Source organism: Lentzea atacamensis (assembly GCF_003269295.1).
GTDB classification, from domain to species: domain Bacteria; phylum Actinomycetota; class Actinomycetes; order Mycobacteriales; family Pseudonocardiaceae; genus Lentzea; species Lentzea atacamensis.
Genome location: NZ_QLTT01000019.1, coordinates 13,095 through 30,904 on the forward strand (window position 1 = coordinate 13,095; position 17,810 = coordinate 30,904).

Below are 17,810 nucleotides of genomic sequence, written 5' to 3' on the forward strand. Positions count from 1 at the left end.
GCGGCAACGTAGGCACCAAATGAGACCTACTGGTGAGTACTCACACGATCGGGTGGTGTTACATAGGGTGACTAAAGTAGTCCGCCCTCGTTATGGCCCCCACACTTCGAGCGCCCGGATCACGAAGTACGCGTCGGGCACGTAGGTGCCGTGCTTGGGGTAGGTGGTGAACTCGGCCTCCGTCGAGCAGTTCTCCCGCTGGAAGACACTCGCGTCCCTGCTCAGGCGGTTGACGAACGACTTGCCGACGAGGTTCAGGGTGATGCACTCGTCGGGGTTCGCGGTCTCCAGGTCGAGGCGCTGGACCGCCCCCGTGTAGTCGGGTCCCGCCCACACGCAGAACTCGCCCTTGTCGCAGCTCTTGTCACTCTGCGCTACGGCGATCCCACTCGAGGCAACCGCGCCTGCAGTGATCACCAACGCGGCGATGAGGCTCTTCGTCGACATGGGCGCACCTCCGTCGAAAACGAGTGTGCGTCCGTTTGGATCAATCGGCGAGACGATCTTGGAGTGCGATCGCGTCACGCGGGGCGTAGGCCTTGGCGTCGTTGTCGAAGTACACGAACACGTCGCCGTGCTTCCGCCACTTCTCGACCTTCTTCGCCCACATGTCGAGGCCCTCGTCGGTGTAGCCGCTGACGTAGAGCCCGTCGTGACCGTGCAGCCGCACGTAGACGAAGTCGCTGGTGACCTCCTCCATCAACGGGTACTTGCCGGCCGCGTCGGCGATCACGAGTGCGATGTCGTGGCGTTTGAGCAGGTCGCAGAACTCCGGCGTCTTGAAGCTGTCGTGGCGGACTTCGAGGGCGTAGCGCATCGGGCGTTCGGCGTCCGTGGTGGTGTGCGCCGGGTCCACGCGGTGGTCGTGGCGCTTGGCGACTTCGGCGGCCTCGGTGGTGGTGCGGGGGAGACCTTCGAAGAAGCGGGTGAGCAGGTCGGCGTCGAACCGCAGTGTGGGCGGGAGCTGCCAGAGGATCGGGCCGAGCTTCGGGCCGAGCGCGAGAACGCCGGACGCGAGGTAGTTCGCGAGGAGTTCGTTGCCGTCCTTGAGGCGCTTCATGTGCGTGATGAAGCGGCTGCCCTTCACGGCGAACACGAAGTCGTCCGGGGTCTCCGCGGCCCACTTCTGGTAACTGGACGGGCGTTGCAGCGAGTAGAAGGAGCCGTTGATCTCCACGGAGTTGAGCTTCTCGCTCAGGTAGGCCAGCTCGCGTTTCTGGGTGACGCCCTTGGGGTAGAACACGCCGCGCCAGGGCGGGTAGACCCACCCCGAAGTGCCGATCCTGACCTCGCCCATGTGGTTATCGTGGCACGATGGACGCTTACCTACAGCGCATCGGCGCTTCTCGCTCGTCGTCGTTGACGGAACTGCACGAACGGCATCTGCTGAGCGTCCCGTTCGAGAACCTCGACACCCACATGGACACCCGGATCGTGCTGGAGGTCCCGTGGCTCTACGACAAGATCGTGGTGCAGAGACGGGGCGGGTTCTGCTACGAGCTCAACGGCATGTTCGCGGAGTTGTTGCGGCACTTGGGGTATTCCGTGGAGCTGCTCGCGGCTCGCGTGTTCAACGGCGAGACGTTCGGGCCGCCGTTCGACCACCTCGCCCTGCTGGTGGACGACGCGTGGCTGGTGGACGCCGGGTTCGGCGCCTTCACACTGCACCCGCTGTCGTGGGCGTCGCGCGAGGACCAGAAGGACCCGTTCGGCGTGTTCCGGCTGGTGGACGTGGGTGACGACGTGGAGGTGCGGAGGGACGGCGAGCCCTGTTACCGGCTGGAACGGCGGCCGCGTCAGCTCGCGGAGTTCGTGCCGACGTGCTGGTGGCAGCAGACCTCACCGGAGTCGCACTTCCGGCGCGGGCCGATGGCGTCGCTGGCGTTGCCCGACGGGCGGATCACCGTGACCGGCGACAAGCTCGTGGTGACCGAAGGCGACCGCAAGACCTCAACCGACGTCGAGGATCCCGCGGCCGCCTTCCTTCAACACTTCGGAATTCACTTCCTGCAGAGCAACGCGTCCGGCGTCCTGCGCCAGTTGTAGGCGACGCCGGCGATGTGCTCGTCCTGGGCGCACTGTCCCTTGTAGTGCCCGTTCGCCCAGTCACCGCCCTGGTCCGGCCGGTTGTCGCCGCGGTCGAACCACAGGACGCGTGAGCTCGTCCCGGTGGCGTTGGGTGCGCAGATCAGCGTGAGGTTCGCGTACCCGACGGCCGCGTTTCCTCGCGGGCACTGGAGTTTCGTGTAGCCCCGCGCCAGTCGTCGGTGACGTGCTGCTCGTTGGTGATGCGCGTCGTATTGCTCCACTGTGGACCGCTGACGCACAGGCCGCGGTTGCCGGTGTGGCTGATGCCGACGAGCTTTTCGTTCTGCGGGCACGATTCCTTGAGGAGCATGTTCCACCGGGTCTCGCGCGGGATCTGCCCGGACCGTTGCGGGGCGTTGACGAGCCGGTTCCAGGCGTTGGCGCGCCAGTCGTCGCCGTCGTTGACACCCATGCGGTTGCCGTTGGCGTCCCAGTGCAGCAGCGCCCAGCCGTTGCCGCGCCGGTTGGTGTGGAAGCCGACCAGCGGCCAGTACGCGAAGTCGGCGTCGGACGCGACCAGGTGGTTCACGAACCGCTCGAACCAGTCGCGCGACCTGGGGTTGGTCTCCTCGCGGCCGCCGACGCCGAACTCGCTGATCCACAGCGGCGCGGTGAAGTGCTTCTGCGCCTCGGTGATGAAGAACGCCTGCCGCTGCAGGACATCCGTCAGCTCCTGCGGCGACAGGTCCTGGTAACGCGGGTCGCTCGTCTCCCCGGTTCCGGTGGCGCCGCTGTGGTTCGGCCCGGTGTAGCCGTAGAAGTGGGCGGAGTAGACGAGCTTGTCCGGGTTGGCGAGCGTGTGGCTGAGGTGCCTGGCGGGCTCCAGCGTCGGACGTCCGTGCGGGAGGCCGTCGACCGGGATGCCGGTCCAGTTGATGCCTTCCACGATGACGAGCAGGTCGGGCGCGGTCTGCTGGATCCGGTCCGCGGCCTGCTGGGAGGCCTTGTGCCAGTCGTGGTCGTTGCCCCAGCCCCAGTTCGGGTCGTCCCAGATGTTGCGGCGCACCTCGTTGTAGAGGTCCGCGCCGACGACGCGCTTGTTGGCCTTGTAGCGGTCGGCCATGAACGCCCAGTCGCTGACCCACTGGTCCGTGCTCTGGCTTGTGTTCCAGCGTTCGTTGCCGTCGACGCCGCAGCACCACCTCGACGTCGTGGTGTGGTTGTTGAGGATGACGGCGAGGTTGTTGCGCGTCAGCTCGGCTATCGCGGCGTCGTAGATCTCCAGCGGCCGCTTGCCGTTGAGATGCGCGTCCTTCAGCCCGTTGACCGGGTTGGTGTCCTTGATCATCTGGTTGGAGAACGGCAACCGGACGCTGTTGACGCCGATCTCCTTGAACCCGCTGACGATCGCGGCCATCGTCGCGCGGTCGAGGCCCAGCGGAACCTGGTCGGCCTTCTCGCCGGCGTGGTGGTTGGCGGGGTCGTTGATGTCACCGGAACCGTTCCAGGTGCCGCTCGCACCGTGCCAGTTGCCGGACTTCAGCTTGAAGCGGTCGCCGTTGGCATCGACGATCCACCGTCCGCGCGTGCTCAGCGGACCGGTCCAGGACGCCGGTTCCGCCTGCGCGGGAGCTACGAGACTCGCGGCCAGGAGCAGGGTGGCCGAGACGCGAATCACCTTCATGTCTCGCAGCGTAGTTGACGCGAAACGCTTCAACCCAAATACTCGGATCCGAGCGATCGGAGTCGAGCGATGAAGAATGCGCTGGGTATGGCGGTGCTGGGACTGCTCATGGAGTCGCCGTTGCACCCGCACGCCATGGCGGCGACGTTGCGCGAACGCGGTATGGACCGGGCGTTCAAGGTGACGACCGGATCGCTGTACGACGTGGTGCGCGCGCTCGTGCGTGAGGGGTGGATCGAGGCACGCGAGACGGTACGGGTCGGGGCGCGGCCGGAGCGGACCGTGTACGGACTGACCGCGCTGGGGCGGGAGGAGTTCACCGCCTGGGTCGACCGGCTGGTGCGCGAACCGCAGGCGGAGTACCCGAAGTTCCTTTCCGCCGTCAGCTATCTCGGCGCGCTCGGTCCGGACGGTGCAGTGGCCGCGTTGCGGGAGCGAGCGGAGCGGTTGCGTGCCTCGGTGGAGGAGATGCGCGCCGGGCACCAGGAGGCGCTGGCGCAGGTGCCGCGCCTGTTCGTGGTGGAGGTCGAGTACGCGGTGCGGATGGCGGAGGCCGAGATCGGCTGGGTCGAGGAGATCGTCGCCGACGTCGAGTCCGGCCGGCTCGCGTGGCCGGAGGTGGCGGAATGACGGTGCTGGTGGCCGGGGCAGGGCCGGCCGGGCTGATGGTCGCCGCGGAGCTGGCGCTGGCAGGTGCCGAGGTCGAGGTGGTGGACGCGGCGCCGGCACGGTCGTCGCACCCGCGTGGCTTCACGCTGTCCGCCCGCAGCCTGGAGCTGCTGGACCGGCGCGGGCTGGTCGAGCGGTTCCTCGCCGAAGGAACCGTTGTGCCGCAAGGGATGTTCCTGCCGGGACTGGTTCTCGATCTCTCCACGATGGACACCGATCATCCGTACACGCTCGGCATCGCGCAGAACCGGGTCGAGGAGCTGCTGGAGGAGTGGCTCGCCGAACTGGGTGTGCGGGTTCGGTGGGGGCGTGCGGTCGTCGATCTCCGGCAGGACGACGACGGTGTCGACGTGGTAGTCGGAGAGGAACGGCGGCGGTTCTCGTACCTGGTCGGGTGCGACGGCAGCCGCAGCGTGGTCCGCAAACCGGCGGGCATCGCGTTTCCCGGCGTGGACGCGACCTCGTACGGGCTGATCGCGGACGTCGAGGCCGACTACGACGCGCTCGCGACGGGTGAGGTGTTCGTGCTGCCGCGGCCGGGATACGTGCGGATCGTGCTCGGCGAGCCGGAACCGCGTGACGGGCCCGTGGAACTGGAGTACGTCCAGTCGTTGCTGAACGAGCGGCTCGGCCGGGAGGTTCCGCTGGGAAAACCGCTGTGGCTCAGCCGGTTCTCCGACGCGGCACGACAGGCCGAGCAGTACGTGCAGGGGCGGGTGATCCTGGCCGGGGACGCCGCGCACGTCCATCCGCCCGCGGGTGCGGTCGGGGTGAACGTGGCGCTGGCCGACGCGATGAACCTCGGGTGGAAGCTCGCCGCGACCGTGCACGGCCGGGCGCCCGCCGGTCTGCTGCACACCTACCACGATGAACGGCATGCAGTCGGCAGACGACTGTTGCGGACGACGCGGGCGCAGACGATGGCCGGTCGACTGGACCCCGTGCGCGATCTGCTGGTGGAGCTCGGTGGGCTGCCCGCCGTCGGCAAACACCTCGCCGAGATGGTCACGGGTGTCGACACCCGGTACGACCCGCGGATCCCCGGCGACCACCCGTTGCTCGGCAGGCTCGCGCCGAACCTCGCGGTGGAGGTGGACGGCAGGCGCACGACGGTCGCCGAGTTGTTGCGGCCCGGCAAACCGGTGTTGCTGGACGACGTGCCAGAACTCGGCGGCGTGTTCATCCGCCCGGACGGCCACGTCGCGTGGGTGGGCGATCCGTCGACGCTCAACGCCGCGCTGGAGACGTGGTTCGTTCCATGAGGCTGAGCGCGTTGTACGGGGCCGCGCCGTGCATCGTGTTGTCGAAGTAGACGAACGTGTCGCGGTCCCAGTCGTCGATCTTCCGCGCCCACTCGTCGAGCTGCTCGTCGCTGTAGGAGCTGATGTACAGCTCGTCGTGGCCGTGCAGCCGGACGTAGGCGAAGTCGGCGGTGACGGCTTCGATGCACGGGAACGTCGGCGCGTCCGACACGACGTGGGCGACGTTGTGGGCGTGCAGGAGGCTGAAGTAGGCGTCGGTGCGGAACGACTCGTGCCGCGGTTCGACCGCGTGCCTGCCCGGCGGGAGCAGGGTGAGGAAGTCCTGCAGGGTGGCGGGATCGAAGCGCAGGGTGGACGGCAGCTGCCAGAGGATCGGCCCCTGCTTGGCGCCGAGTGCGAGCGAGGACGTGAAGGTCTTGAGCGCCTCCTCGACGTGGCGCAGGCGTTTGTGGTGCGTGACCAGCCGCGAGCCTTTGACGGCGAACAGGAAGTCGTCCGGGGTCTCGGCGGCCCACTTCTGGTAGTTCGACGGCGGCTGGAGCCGGTAGAACGAGCCGTTGACCTCGATCGTGCCCACGTGTCCGGCGAGGTGGCCGAGCCAGCGCTTCTGCGGGACGTCGTGGTAGAAGCCGTCGCGCCACTCCGGGTAGCGCCAGCCCGAGGTACCGATTCTGATCACGTCATCACGGGTATCCAGGGCCTCCTGTAGCTACTCTGTAGCACCTTTCGCAGGTTTGCGCTACATTGGTGTCATGCAGCTCAAGGCCATCGGGCAGCGTGAGCTCCGCAACGACAACGCGGAGATCATGCGCCGTGTCGAGGCGGGTGAGGGCTTCGTCGTCACCCGCAACAACAAACCGGTCGCGCAGCTCCTGCCGTATCGGCCGGAAGCCCCGTCGCGGCCGCCGCTCCGTGACGTGCAGGTGTTGTTCGGGACGCTGCCGCCGGTCGACGCGGATCGCTGGGAGGCCGACAGGAATGCGGCCGACGAGGTCTTCGGCGCGGACGACCCGCTGGAAGACCCGTGGCAGAGGTGAGTCGCTGCCTGCTCGACACCTGTGTGCTGATCAGGCTCGAGCGGGCGCACCTGGGGGACTACATCGACGCGCAGCCGTTCCTCAGCGCGGTCACCATCGCGGAGCTGGCGTTCGGGCTGGACACCGACGACCCCGTCGAGCGTTTCGCCCGCACGGAGCGGTACTACGCGGCGCTGCAGACGTTCGAGGTGCTGCCGTTCGGTGTGGAGGAGGCCAAGGTCTACGGGCAGATGGCCTCGCTGGTGCGGAGGGCCGGCCGCAGTCCTCGTCCGCGGCGGATGGACCTGCAGATCGCGGCCACCGCGGCGGTCGCCGGCATGCCGGTGCTGACCATGAACGTCAAGGACTTCAAGGACGTCGAACGGCTCGTCGAGGTCGTGCCGATCCGTCAGGTCCAGCGTCCGGCATGATCACTCCGCCGTTCACCTCGGGTGAGGAACGTGCGGACCTGCTCCAGGTGTTCGATGCCGATGCCCTTGCGCGGGTCGACCGGCACGAGCAGCGTGCCCGGCCGGGCAGCCGCCCACCCGGCGTCGCGGCTGGAACTCGTCGTCCAGCCAGGCGATCGGCCGTGTACCTGCCCACTCGGTGATCGCGGGCACCTTCCCGTGGTGGCCGTCGCGGTGGTCGGCGCCGCGGCCGCCGAAGTCGATCCACTCCAGCTCGGGCAGCCCGAGCCGCGGCCCGATGAACTCGTTCGCCTCCTGCTCCCACGTCGTCGCCCACACCAGGTCCGCATCCGCCGCGACGGCGAGCGAGAGCAGCCACGGGCCGTGGGACGGGTCCAGCCAGACACGCAGTGGCCTGGAGAAACCCGCGGGACGGATGCGGTGTGTGGTGTAGCCGGCCGGGCGCCGGGTCGGCTTCGCCAGGTAGGGATTCAGCGGCCGTCGACGTCGACCAGAACCGCCGGTCGGGGCAACATGACCCGATCGAAACATCCGGACTGCTAATGATCCCGCGATTTTTCGCGATACGGGACACATGACTCTCACGGAGATCGCGGCCTGGTGCACGGCAGACCACGTGCGGGCCGCGCTCGAACGTCAGCTCGAAGGTGCGCTGGTAGAAGTCCCCGATGACGACGACTCGCCGCGCCGGGCGTTCAGCGAGGCGTTGCGGCGGTCGCTGATGCTGCGCCAGAAGCACCCGTTCGACGTCGTCGCGCTCGGCCTGCCGGATCTGCTGCGTTACCGCGACCTGGTGGCCGGATCCGAGGTGACGTTGCGGGCGACGAACATCGAGGCCTACTTCATCCGCCAGGACGGCAGCGCGGAGCAGTACCAGCCCGAACTCGAGGACTAGTTCACCAGGTCACCGGCAGCGCGGTCACGCCGCGCACCATGTAGCCCCGGTTCCAGCCGAGCTCCTGCTCCGGCACGGCGAGACGCAGCGCGGGCATGCGGGTCAGCAGGCGTTCCACCGCGACCTGGAGTTCCAGCCTGGCCAGTTGTGCGCCCAGGCAGTAGTGCGCTCCGTGCCCGAACGCCAGGTGCGGATTGGGATCGCGGGCGAAGTCGAGGGAGTCGGCGTCGGCGAAGACGCGGGGATCGCGGTTCGTCACGGGCACCTCGACCAGCACCGGCTCGCCGCGCGCGATGACCACGTCGCCGACCGGCACGTCCTCGGTGGCGAAGCGCGCGAAGACGGCGGTCGTCGGTAGCGGGATGTAGCGCAGCATCTCCTCCACCGCGGCGGGCAGCCGCGAGAGGTCGGCGCGCAGCTCCTCGAGCAGGGACGGGCCCGTCAGCAGCAGGTACACCATGTTGGGCAGCTGCGTCTTCACCGTCTCCAGGCCGCCGACCAGGATGCTGAACGAGACCATGACGAGCTCGTCGACGGTGAGTTCGCCCGCGTTCAGGCAGCGCACCAGCGCGCCGAACAGGTCGTCGGTCGGAGCTTCGGCACGCCGGTGGCCGAGAGCGGCCAGGTAGTCGCAGATGGCGGTGTAGTGCTCTGCGGCGACCGAAGCAGGTACCGCGCCCGTGCTGAGGAAGCTGTCTGCCCACATGCCGAACTCTTCGTGATCCTCCTGCGGCACGCCGAGCAGCGTCGTGATCATCAGCATCGGGAACGGGCGGGCCAGGCCCTCCACCAGGTCGGCGGGCGGGGTCAGGTCGTCCAGCAGTGAGTCCACGATCTCGACGGCGCGCGGGCGCAGGGCCTGTACGCGGCGCACGGTGAAGACGCTCGTCACCAGCTTGCGCAGCCGGGTGTGCTGTGGCGCGTCGAGGGACAGGATGCCGGGCGAGTTGTTGTGTTCGCCCATTCGCGGTTCGTCGAGCGGGTCCGCGGTGGTGCGCACGAACCGGGGGTCGCTCAGCACCGCCCGTGCTTCCGGATGGCCCGTCACGAGCCAGGTTTCCTTGCCGTAGGGGAACTTCACGCGGGTGAGCGGCGGCGTCGCGGTCAGCTCGGGGTCGATCTCGAGACGACCGGGCTCCGCGAAGGGGTAGCTTCTGGCCATGCACCGACGGTAGGCCGATGATCACTGCCGGTGTACGCCCGAGCAGGCGAAAACGCCCGGCTCCCAAGGGGAACCGGGCGTCTTCGTGACTACCTAGGCCGGCACGGACGCCACACCCGGCGCCAGGAACCGCTTGCCCGTCACCTTCTCCGAGATGCCGGTGCGGTCCAGGTACGGCGTGATGCCACCCAGCCAGAACGGCCATCCGGCACCGAGGATCATGCACAGGTCGATGTCCTGCGCCTCCGCGACCACGCCCTCGTCGAGCATGATCCGGATCTCCTCGGCCAGAGCCTCCAGCGCGCGGGTCTTGACCTCCTCACCCGACAGGGGCGAGTCGCCGAACTCCCACAGCGCCTGGACCTCGGGGTCGACCGTCTGCGCACCAGTGGAGTCCCACTGCCAGACGGCGCCCTTGCCCGCCGCGACGAACTTCTTCATGTTCTCCGACACCGAGAAGCGGTCGGGGAACGCGTTGTGCATCGTCTCCGACACGTGCAGCGCGACGGCGGAACCGACCAGCTGCAGCAGGATCATCGGCGACATCGGCAGGCCGAGCGGCTCGGTGGCCTTGTCCGCGACCTCGAAGGAGGTGCCCTCGTCGACCGACTTGATGACCTCGCCCATGAAGCGGGTCAGCAGGCGGTTCACGACGAACGCGGGCGCGTCCTTCACCAGCACCGAGGACTTCTTCAGCTGCTTGCCGACCGCGAACGCCGTCGCCAGCGTGGCGTCGTCGGTCTGCTCGGCGCGCACGATCTCCAGCAGCGGCATGACCGCGACCGGGTTGAAGAAGTGGAAGCCCACGACCCGCTCGGGGTGCTTGAGCTTCGACGCCATGTCCGTGATGGACAGCGACGACGTGTTCGTGGCGAGGATGGCCTCGGCGGAGACGTGCTCCTCGACCTCGGCGAACACCTGCTGCTTCACGGCGAGGTCCTCGAACACGGCCTCGATCACGAAGTCGGCGTCGGCGAACGCGGCCTTGTCCAGCGAACCGGACACGAGCGCCTTCAACCTGTTCGCCTCGTCCGGCGAGATGCGCTTCTTGCCGGCCAGCTTGTCGATCTCGCCGTGGACGTAGCCGACGCCCTTGTCCACGCGTGCCTGGTCGATGTCGGTCAGCACGACCGGCACGTGCAGGCGGCGGATGAACAGCAGCGCCATCTGCGACGCCATCAGACCGGCACCGACGACGCCGACCTTGGTCACCTTGCGCGCCAGCGACTTGTCCGGCGCACCGGCCGGCCGCTTCGCGCGCTTCTGCACCAGGTTGAACGAGTACAGCCCGGCACGGAGCTCGTCGCTCATGACCAGGTCCGCGAGGCCCTCGGTCTCGGCGGCGTAGCCCTTCTCCAGGTCGTTCTCGCGCGCCAGCTCCAGCAGCTCCAGCGCCTTCTGCGCACCCGGCGCCGCGCCCTTGGTCTTGCCGTGCACGATCGCCTTGGCGCGCGCGACGGCGGCGTCCCACGCCGCGCCGCGGTCGATCTCCTTGCGCGGCACGGTGATCTCACCGCGCACGACACCGGACAGCCACAGCAGCGACTGCTCCAGGTAGTCGGCGGAGTCGAACAGCACGTCCGCGATGCCCAGCGCCAGAGCTTCCTTCGGCTTGAGCATCTTGTTCTGGTTCAACGCGTTCTCGAAGATCACCGTCACGGCGTCGTTGGCGCCGATCAGGTTCGGCAGCAGCTGCGTGCCGCCCCAGCCCGGGAACAGGCCGAGGAACACCTCGGGCAGCGCGATCGCGGCCGCGTTCGACGCCAGCGTGCGGTAGTGGCACGACAGCGCGAGCTCGAGGCCACCGCCCATGACCGCGCCGTTGACGAAGGCGAAGGTCGGGACGTCCGAGTCGGTGAACTTCTTGAAGACGTCGTGGCCCAGCTTGCCGATCGTGACGCCCTGCGAGCGGTCCGTCGCCTGCTCGACGGCGGACAGGTCCGCGCCGACGGCGAAGATGAACGGCTTGCCGGTCACCGCGATCGCGGCGGGGCCGGCCGCGTGGGCCTCGTCGAACGCCGCACCGAGCGACACCAGCGACTGCGGGCCGAACGTCGACGGGCGGGTGTGGTCCAGGCCGTTGTCGATCGTGATGAGCGCGACCGGCTTGTCGAGGCCGGGAACGCTGATCAGACGCGTCCTGGCGTGGGTGACGACCTCGTCGGGGAAGATCGCCTTTGCTTCCTCAGCGGTGATGGTCACTTGTCGCCACTCCAGTTCGGGTTCTCCCAGATAACGGTGCCGCCCATGCCGATGCCGATGCACATGGTGGTGAGGCCGTAGCGGACGTCCGGCCGCTCGGCGAACTGACGCGACAGCTGCGTCATCAGCCGGACACCGGACGAGGCCAGCGGGTGGCCAGTGGCGATCGCGCCGCCCCACTGGTTCACGCGCGGGTCGTCGTCGGCGATGCCGAAGTGGTCGAGGAACGCGAGGACCTGGATGGCGAACGCCTCGTTGACCTCGAACAGGCCGATGTCCTCAATGGACAGACCGGCGCGCTCGAGAGCCTTCTCGGTCGCCGGCACCGGGCCGATGCCCATGACCTCGGGCTCGACGCCCAGGAACGAGTAGCCGACCATCCGCATGCCGATGGGCAGGCCGAGCTCGCGCGCGGTCTCCTCCTCGGCGAGGATGCAGCCCGTCGCACCGTCGTTCAGACCGGCCGCGTTGCCCGCGGTGATCCGGCCGTGCGGGCGGAACGGCGTCTTGAGCTTGGCCAGGTCCTCGACGGTGGTGCCGGGACGCGGCGGCTCGTCGGCGGTGGCGAGGCCCCAGCCGTGCTCGGCGGAACGGGTCGCGACGGGCACGAGCTCCGGGCCGATCTTGCCGTTCTTGAGCGCGTCGGCGTACTTGGCCTGCGAAGCGGCCGCGTAGGCGTCCGTGCGCTCCTTGGTGATGTGCGGGAACCGGTCGTGCAGGTTCTCCGCGGTCTGGCCCATCACGAGCGCGCTGGTGTCGACGATCTTGTCCGACAGGAAGCGCGGGTTCGGGTCGACGCCCTCGCCCATCGGGTGGCGGCCCATGTGCTCGACGCCGCCCGCGATCGCGATGTCGTACGCGCCGAACGCGATACCGCTCGCCGCGGTCGTGACGGCGGTCATCGCGCCCGCGCACATGCGGTCGATCGAGTAACCGGGGACCGACTTCGGCAGGCCCGCGAGCAGTGCGGCGGTGCGGCCGAGCGTGAGGCCCTGGTCGCCGATCTGCGTGGTCGCGGCGATGGCGACCTCGTCGACGCGCTCCGGCGGCAGCTCGGGGTGCCTGCGCAGCAGCTCACGGATGACCTTCACGATGAGGTCGTCGGCACGGGTCTCGGCGAAAATGCCCTTGGGACCGGCCTTGCCGAACGGCGTCCGCACGCCGTCGACGAAGACCACGTTCCGAACGCGTGCCGGCGCTGCTGGTGCGGCCACGGCGTCTCCTCCACTTGTGGTGACAACTCTGTCCACCGAGCAGGGGGTGCGCGACATCCCTACCGGTCGGTAACGCCAACTCTAGCCCTAGTTACTGGCGGGTAACCACAGCGGTACCCCTGTTCTTTGCGTCACACACCTTGCGCACGATCAGGAACAGCGGCAACCCGACCGGCGCCAGCAGGATCGTGATCACCAGAACGGGTGCCATGACCAGCGGGTGGACGTTCAGCCGGCGCCCCTCCAGGTACATCCAGCGCCCGACGAACAGGTCCCACGCGATCATGTGCGCCCACACCAGCGCGGCGCCGGTGTCCGTGCTCATGAACTCGGCCAGCGCCGGGAGTTCCGGTCGCGTGACCAGAGGGATCAGCTCCGGCAGCACGGGGACCATGAGCACGACGTAGATCACGACCGGCGGCAGCACGATGAGGTACGACTCGGCGATCCTGCGCGTCCACGACCACTTCGGCGCGAAGATCATGAGCGCCCAGAACGGTGCGATCAACAGGAACGTCAGGTCGAACAGGATGGCGGTCATGCGGCCACGAGCTCCTTCTCGGTGTTCTGCTGCGGCTGCCGCGCCCACACCACGCCCAGCGCGGTCCCGGCGACGATGACAGCGGCGACGACCAGGGTGAGGGCGTCCGGCTTGATGAGCGGCTGGGCGCGCATGGCCTGCCAGATCACCAGCAGGGTCAGCCCGAGGTAGCCGCCGCTGATCACCCACGCGAGGCGCGCGTTCGCCCACCGGCCGGCGAGCGTGATCAGCAAGGGCAGGAACTGCAGGGCGTGCATGCCGATGAAGTGGCCGACCCGGTAGTCGCCGTACACCGTGCTCCACCCGGTGAAGGGCATCGACGGTCCGCCGTCGGCCCCGCCGATCGAGTGCGCGCCGAGCGTGCCCTGGTCGATGGACTGGCCGGGCTTCGGCTGGGTCATCAGGAAGCCGACGCCCATGCCGATCAGCGCGATCAGCAGGCTGAAGCGCACCGTCCAGCCCAGGGCGGGGTCGGCGAACTTCTTGCGCAGCAACATGAGTGCGATGACCAGGTTCGCGACCCAGAGGACCACGACCATCGTGCCCATGGCGCTGAACAGCGCCGCGTCGAGCGGCGTCTCGAAGTTGAAGTGGCTGCGCTTCCCCCTGACGACCTGTCCGACGATGATCGCCATCTCGCCGACACCGACGAGCGCGGACACGGTCCCGAGCCACCACGCGATCCGGTGCGCGCGGCCATCGAGAAGGCTGATGAACCACGCCAGCGAGGCGCTGTAGAGCACGAACGACACCGCGAACTTGAACGGCTTGAACCAGATCGGCGAGTCGACCAGCACCCGGTCGTCGAGCAGCATGCCGAGTGCGGCGATCGGAGTCAGAACGACCATGGACAGCGTGAAGAGCATTAACGGCCGGTGCCAGTTGTATGCGGTCTTCAGCATCTGAGCCCCCTCAGAAGAATGGATAGCGGCGCTCGCCGCTATCGGAAAGGTACACTATCCATATGCGTGTTGGCGAGCTTTCGAAGCGAAGCGGCGTCCCGGTGCCGACGATCAAGTACTACCTGCGTGAGGGACTGCTGCCCGCCGGCGTGCTGACCAGCCCGAACCAGGCCCACTACGACGACGAGCACCTCCGTCGCCTCCGGCTGGTGCGTGCCCTCGTGGACGTCGGTGGCCTCTCGATCGCGGCGGTTCGAGACGTCCTCGCCGCCATCGACAACCGCGACGAGTCACTGCACGAGAAGCTCGGCGCCGTGCAGGAGGCCATCAGCCAGCCGGGCTCGGGCGAGCTCGACCCGCTCGCCGTCGAGGACGTTCTCGCGTTCGTCCGGCGGCAGGGCGAGGAGTACTGCGACGTCACCGAGAGCAACGTGACCCACATGCTCGCCATGGCGCTGTCCGCGGCCCGCTCGGTCGGCCACGACCACTTCCACGACCTGCTCGACCCCTATCTGGAGGGGTTGAAGATCATCGCGCAGGCGGACGTCGAGTACGTCGCGCGACGCGGTTCGCCCGACGACGTCATCGAGGGAATGGTCGTGGGCACCCTGATCGGCGACGCCGTGCTCAAGGCGGTGCGGCGGCTCGCGCACACCCAGGCGTCGCGCAAGGTGATCGGAGATGGCTCGGCCGACTGACAGGGCGGGCGTGCAAACGCCGAAGACCGTGCTCAGCGCGACGCCGAGCACGGTTTTTCGCCGAACGGAGAGCGATCAGGCGGTCGTGAGCTCCCGCGACCGGGTGTGCGCCCGGCTCAGGGTCGCGGTGAGGACCTCGTCGAGCGGCGTCGCCGTCAGCCCGAACGTGGAACCGATGCGGGAAGCGTCGACGACGAACGGGCGGTGGGACGAGCGCCGACTCGTTGCGGCAGCACCTGGTACGCCGGACCGGTCTCACGCCGAGCGCCTACCGCAGGTCGTTCAGGACTGCCGTCGCAGCGGCTTCAGCCACCTGATCTCGCCGTCGTGCCACTGGCCGGTGGGGGAGAGGCCGGCGGAGGCGGCCACCGCGGCGGACGCGTGGTGATCGGGATGAACGTGCGCGATCACGGTGTCCACCGGCTGGGTGCCGAGCCAGCCGACGAGACCTCGCGCCGCCTCACTCGCGATGCCGCGACCCTGCCACGGCGTGCCGACGACCCAGGCGATCTCCGCGGTCCGGCCGGTGATGGTCGCCTGGACGGTGCCGGCAAGCCGGTCGTCGGCGCGCAGCCGGATCACCCAGTTGAGCCAGCGCTGGGCCGGGTCGGGTGAGCCCGCGACCAACCTCTCGTACCGGGCGAGGAGCGCCTCCGGCACGAGCGGGGCGCCGCCGGTGAACGTGTGCAGCGCCGGGTCCGCCAGCACCGTCGCCATCTCCGCGGCGTGCTCGACCCGCAGCGGCAGCAGGTCCAGCCGGTCGGTGCTGATCATGCGAACCTGCCCCTTGCAATGAGTCTTTTGCGGACGTCGTCCAAAGTCTCATTGCTAAGGGGCAGGTCAGCAAGGGTCGACCGGCGGTGGGCCGGGGTGAACTGATATATCGGATATTGGATGTGGGTGGGTCAGGCCTGCGGTGCTGTCGCCGCCAGCGCCTTCGTCATGGCTTCGAGGGTGAGCTCGATCTGCCACGACCGGGCCCCGCCGTCGCGCAGCGCGGTGGCCACGGATTCGGGGGAGACGTCGGCCGGCGGTTGCCAGCAGGTGCGGCGCACGAGGTCCGGCAGCAGGAGGTTCTCCACCGGGAGGGTGTTGGCCTCGGCGATGGCCGTCAGTGCCGTGCGGGCCGCGGCCAGACGGGCCGCCGCGTCCGGGTCCTTGTCCGCCCAGCGGTTGGGCGGGGGAGGACCTTCGTGCTGCCCGGCGGGCTCTGGGAGCTCCGACTTGGGCAGGGCGGCGGCTTTGCGCAGGGCGTTCATCCAGACGCCGGACATGCGGCGCTGGGCCCGGCCGCGGAAGACCGGCAGCGCGAGCAGCTCGGGTTCCGAAGCGGGGTTGCGGGCGGCTGCCTCCATCAGGGCGGAGTCCGGGAGGACTCGGCCGGGGGCGATGTCGCGTTCGCGGGCCACGGCGTCGCGGGCTTCCCAGAGCGCGCGGACGAGGGCCAGTTGACGCTGGTTGCGCACGCGGTGGATACCCGACGTGCGCCGCCAGGGGTCGGTACGGGGGCGCGGCAACGGCGCCGTCCGTACCGCCTCGAACTCCTCGAGCGCCCAGGCGAGTTTGCCCTGGCGCTCCAGCTCGGCCTCGAGAACGTCGCGGAGCTGAACGAGCAGCTCCACGTCCAGAGCGGCATACGTCAGCCAGTCGGCAGGAAGGGGGCGGCGCGACCAGTCGGCCGCGCCGTGCCCCTTCTCCAGCCGATAGCCGAGCAGTCGCTCGACCAGCGTGCCCAATGCCACGCGTTCGAACCCAGCCAGCCTGCCCGCCAGCTCGGTGTCGAACAGCACGCCGGGTCGCAGCCCGAGTTCGGCGAGGCACGGCAGGTCCTGAGACGCTGCGTGCAACACCCACTCGGTGCCGTCCAGCGCCTGCACAAGCGGGTCGAGCCGTCCGCCTAGAGCGATCGGGTCGACCAACCAGGTGCCGGCGCCCTCCCGGCGCAGTTGCACCAGATAGGCACGCTGTGAGTAGCGGTAGCCCGAGGCTCGCTCGGTGTCCACCGCGACCGGGCCCTTCGCCCCGGCGAGCGCGTCAGCGGCTCGCCGGAGCGCAGCAGGATCGGCGACCACGGGCGGGACCCCATCAGCGGGTTCCGTCAGCGGTACCGGATCTGGTCCGGTTGGTGCGGTTGGCTCGTCGGCGGGTACATCCACAGCGGATGACCCTACGACGATCGCACCACTCACAGGTGTTCTCGGCCGGTTCAGTGCTTCAAACCGGTATCTAACGGATCACGCCGGCACGCATGGCCAGCGCGACCATCTGAGCGCGATCCCCGGTGCCCAGCTTCCGGCCGATCCGCGACAGGTGAGACTTCACCGTCAACGCGGACAGGCTCAGAGCCTCGCCGATTTCCTTGTTGCTCTGGCCATCGGCGACCAGCTGGAGCACCTCGACCTCACGCGCGGAGAGTTCCCGCGGCGTGTTGTCGGTGCCCGGCACCCGAGTACCCGCTGCGAGTACTGGTGCCACGCTCGGATCTGCGTAAACGCCGCCATCGAGAACCCGGCGCACCCCGTCGGTGACCACCATCGGAGAGGCGGACTTCAGGAGGTACGCCTGGGCGCCCGCCTGGAAGGCCGACCTGACCGCGTAGGGGTCGTCGGAGGATGCGAGGACCACGATGCGGGGCCAGCCCTGGGCACGGAGTTCCGTGACCAGGTCGATGCCGGTGCCATCCGGCAAGCCCAGATCGAGGATCGCGAGGTCGCAAGGACCGGTTGCAAGTGCCCGCGCCCGAGCCTCTGCCACCGATGCGGCCTCATGCACTGTGCCGGCTCCCATTTGCGTGAGCCGAGCTGATATCGCCTCCCTCAGCAGTGGGTGGTCGTCGACCACCAGCACTGAAAAGAGCTCTTCCCGCGGGTGCGGGACCATGTTCGCCGGCAACGAGCCGGCTGGCGTGGTACGAACGGCCTGACCTAAGCCGACGGCAGCCACGTCACTACCTCCCTGGAGTCGGTCGTGCCCCCCGACCGGCACCGGGACTTTCGCCCAATCAGCCGCGCCACTGATCGACCGAAAGTGGTGTCGTCTGGGGCAGCGTAGCCGCCCAAGCGGGTCTACGGGACGATCAATCGGGTATCTATCCCTATTGAGTTGT

At 68.7% G+C, this 17,810-nt stretch carries 20 protein-coding genes; 7 read left to right on the forward strand and 13 right to left on the reverse strand.

Annotated elements, in window-relative coordinates; translation table 11 throughout:
* Positions 1-90: 90 nt before the first annotated feature.
* Together C8D87_RS44315 and C8D87_RS44320 are read right to left on the reverse strand one after the other, a co-directional pair.
* Positions 91-447 (reverse strand): peptidase inhibitor family I36 protein, encoded by a 357-nt coding sequence (locus C8D87_RS44315; RefSeq protein WP_109642553.1) that lies wholly within the window; start codon positions 445-447, stop codon positions 91-93.
* A 40-nt stretch (positions 448-487) separates the two neighbouring features.
* Entirely contained in the window at positions 488-1,297 is an 810-nt protein-coding gene (locus tag C8D87_RS44320; RefSeq protein ID WP_112232635.1) for a DUF72 domain-containing protein, read from the reverse strand.
* Between the two features lie 17 nt (positions 1,298-1,314).
* Here C8D87_RS44320 and C8D87_RS44325 point away from each other — a divergent pair, with 17 nt between their 5' ends.
* Positions 1,315-2,046 carry an arylamine N-acetyltransferase family protein gene (locus tag C8D87_RS44325; protein WP_112232638.1) on the forward strand — a complete coding sequence of 244 codons (732 nt, stop codon included), beginning with the start codon at positions 1,315-1,317 and terminating at the stop codon, positions 2,044-2,046.
* A 142-nt stretch (positions 2,047-2,188) separates the two neighbouring features.
* Here C8D87_RS44325 and C8D87_RS44330 read toward each other — a convergent pair whose 3' ends face one another.
* Positions 2,189-3,712: a glycoside hydrolase family 5 protein gene (locus tag C8D87_RS44330; protein WP_325049776.1), complete on the reverse strand. Its 1,524-nt coding sequence runs from the start codon at positions 3,710-3,712 to the stop codon at positions 2,189-2,191.
* A 69-nt stretch (positions 3,713-3,781) separates the two neighbouring features.
* Here C8D87_RS44330 and C8D87_RS44335 point away from each other — a divergent pair, with 69 nt between their 5' ends.
* Entirely contained in the window at positions 3,782-4,342 is a 561-nt protein-coding gene (locus C8D87_RS44335; protein WP_109642561.1) for a PadR family transcriptional regulator, read from the forward strand.
* A complete protein-coding gene (locus C8D87_RS44340) occupies positions 4,339-5,643 on the forward strand; it encodes an FAD-dependent monooxygenase (protein WP_112232706.1) in 1,305 nt (434 codons plus the stop codon). The genes C8D87_RS44335 and C8D87_RS44340 overlap by 4 nt, the downstream gene beginning before the upstream one ends.
* Here the strand turns inward: C8D87_RS44340 and C8D87_RS44345 are convergent.
* On the reverse strand, positions 5,609-6,322 hold the full coding sequence (locus tag C8D87_RS44345; protein WP_112232640.1) for a DUF72 domain-containing protein: 714 nt from the start codon (positions 6,320-6,322) through the stop codon (positions 5,609-5,611). The genes C8D87_RS44340 and C8D87_RS44345 overlap by 35 nt on opposite strands.
* A gap of 73 nt (positions 6,323-6,395) precedes the next feature.
* On the opposite strand from C8D87_RS44345, the gene C8D87_RS44350 reads away from it, so the two are divergent.
* Both C8D87_RS44350 and C8D87_RS44355 read left to right on the forward strand, forming a co-directional pair.
* Complete coding sequence (locus tag C8D87_RS44350; RefSeq protein ID WP_109642566.1) at positions 6,396-6,680, forward strand: type II toxin-antitoxin system Phd/YefM family antitoxin; 285 nt, start codon at positions 6,396-6,398, stop codon at positions 6,678-6,680.
* Positions 6,668-7,090: a type II toxin-antitoxin system VapC family toxin gene (locus C8D87_RS44355; RefSeq protein WP_109642568.1), complete on the forward strand. Its 423-nt coding sequence runs from the start codon at positions 6,668-6,670 to the stop codon at positions 7,088-7,090. Before C8D87_RS44350 ends, C8D87_RS44355 begins: the two co-directional genes overlap by 13 nt.
* A gap of 12 nt (positions 7,091-7,102) precedes the next feature.
* Here C8D87_RS44355 and C8D87_RS44360 read toward each other — a convergent pair whose 3' ends face one another.
* Positions 7,103-7,621, reverse strand: a complete 519-nt coding sequence (locus C8D87_RS44360; RefSeq protein ID WP_112232642.1) for a hypothetical protein — start codon at positions 7,619-7,621, stop codon at positions 7,103-7,105.
* Positions 7,622-7,664: 43 nt separating this feature from the next.
* On the opposite strand from C8D87_RS44360, the gene C8D87_RS44365 reads away from it, so the two are divergent.
* Entirely contained in the window at positions 7,665-7,985 is a 321-nt protein-coding gene (locus C8D87_RS44365) for a hypothetical protein (RefSeq protein WP_109642570.1), read from the forward strand.
* A gap of 1 nt (position 7,986) precedes the next feature.
* Here C8D87_RS44365 and C8D87_RS44370 read toward each other — a convergent pair whose 3' ends face one another.
* From C8D87_RS44370 to C8D87_RS44390, 5 genes are all read right to left on the reverse strand, one after another.
* Positions 7,987-9,147: a cytochrome P450 gene (locus tag C8D87_RS44370; protein WP_112232644.1), complete on the reverse strand. Its 1,161-nt coding sequence runs from the start codon at positions 9,145-9,147 to the stop codon at positions 7,987-7,989.
* 93 nt (positions 9,148-9,240) lie between these two features.
* Positions 9,241-11,349: a 3-hydroxyacyl-CoA dehydrogenase NAD-binding domain-containing protein gene (locus C8D87_RS44375; protein WP_112232646.1), complete on the reverse strand. Its 2,109-nt coding sequence runs from the start codon at positions 11,347-11,349 to the stop codon at positions 9,241-9,243.
* Positions 11,346-12,620, reverse strand: coding sequence for a thiolase family protein (locus C8D87_RS44380; protein ID WP_411711548.1), 1,275 nt, complete (start codon positions 12,618-12,620; stop codon positions 11,346-11,348). The genes C8D87_RS44375 and C8D87_RS44380 overlap by 4 nt, the downstream gene beginning before the upstream one ends.
* Before the next feature lie 34 nt (positions 12,621-12,654).
* Positions 12,655-13,104, reverse strand: a complete 450-nt coding sequence (locus tag C8D87_RS44385) for an ABA4-like family protein (RefSeq protein ID WP_109642579.1) — start codon at positions 13,102-13,104, stop codon at positions 12,655-12,657.
* Positions 13,101-14,006 (reverse strand): hypothetical protein, encoded by a 906-nt coding sequence (locus C8D87_RS44390; protein WP_109642581.1) that lies wholly within the window; start codon positions 14,004-14,006, stop codon positions 13,101-13,103. The genes C8D87_RS44385 and C8D87_RS44390 overlap by 4 nt, the downstream gene beginning before the upstream one ends.
* A gap of 62 nt (positions 14,007-14,068) precedes the next feature.
* Here C8D87_RS44390 and C8D87_RS44395 point away from each other — a divergent pair, with 62 nt between their 5' ends.
* A complete protein-coding gene (locus C8D87_RS44395; RefSeq protein WP_109642583.1) occupies positions 14,069-14,704 on the forward strand; it encodes a MerR family transcriptional regulator in 636 nt (211 codons plus the stop codon).
* A gap of 282 nt (positions 14,705-14,986) precedes the next feature.
* Here the strand turns inward: C8D87_RS44395 and C8D87_RS44405 are convergent, their stop codons facing one another.
* The 3 genes from C8D87_RS44405 to C8D87_RS44415 all read right to left on the reverse strand — a co-directional run bounded on the left by C8D87_RS44405 (position 14,987) and on the right by C8D87_RS44415 (position 17,647).
* A complete protein-coding gene (locus C8D87_RS44405; protein WP_112232648.1) occupies positions 14,987-15,478 on the reverse strand; it encodes a GNAT family N-acetyltransferase in 492 nt (163 codons plus the stop codon).
* A gap of 131 nt (positions 15,479-15,609) precedes the next feature.
* Positions 15,610-16,860 carry a ribonuclease D gene (locus C8D87_RS44410; protein WP_112232650.1) on the reverse strand — a complete coding sequence of 417 codons (1,251 nt, stop codon included), beginning with the start codon at positions 16,858-16,860 and terminating at the stop codon, positions 15,610-15,612.
* A gap of 70 nt (positions 16,861-16,930) precedes the next feature.
* Entirely contained in the window at positions 16,931-17,647 is a 717-nt protein-coding gene (locus C8D87_RS44415; RefSeq protein WP_015099292.1) for a response regulator, read from the reverse strand.
* Between the last annotated feature and the right edge of the window lie 163 nt (positions 17,648-17,810).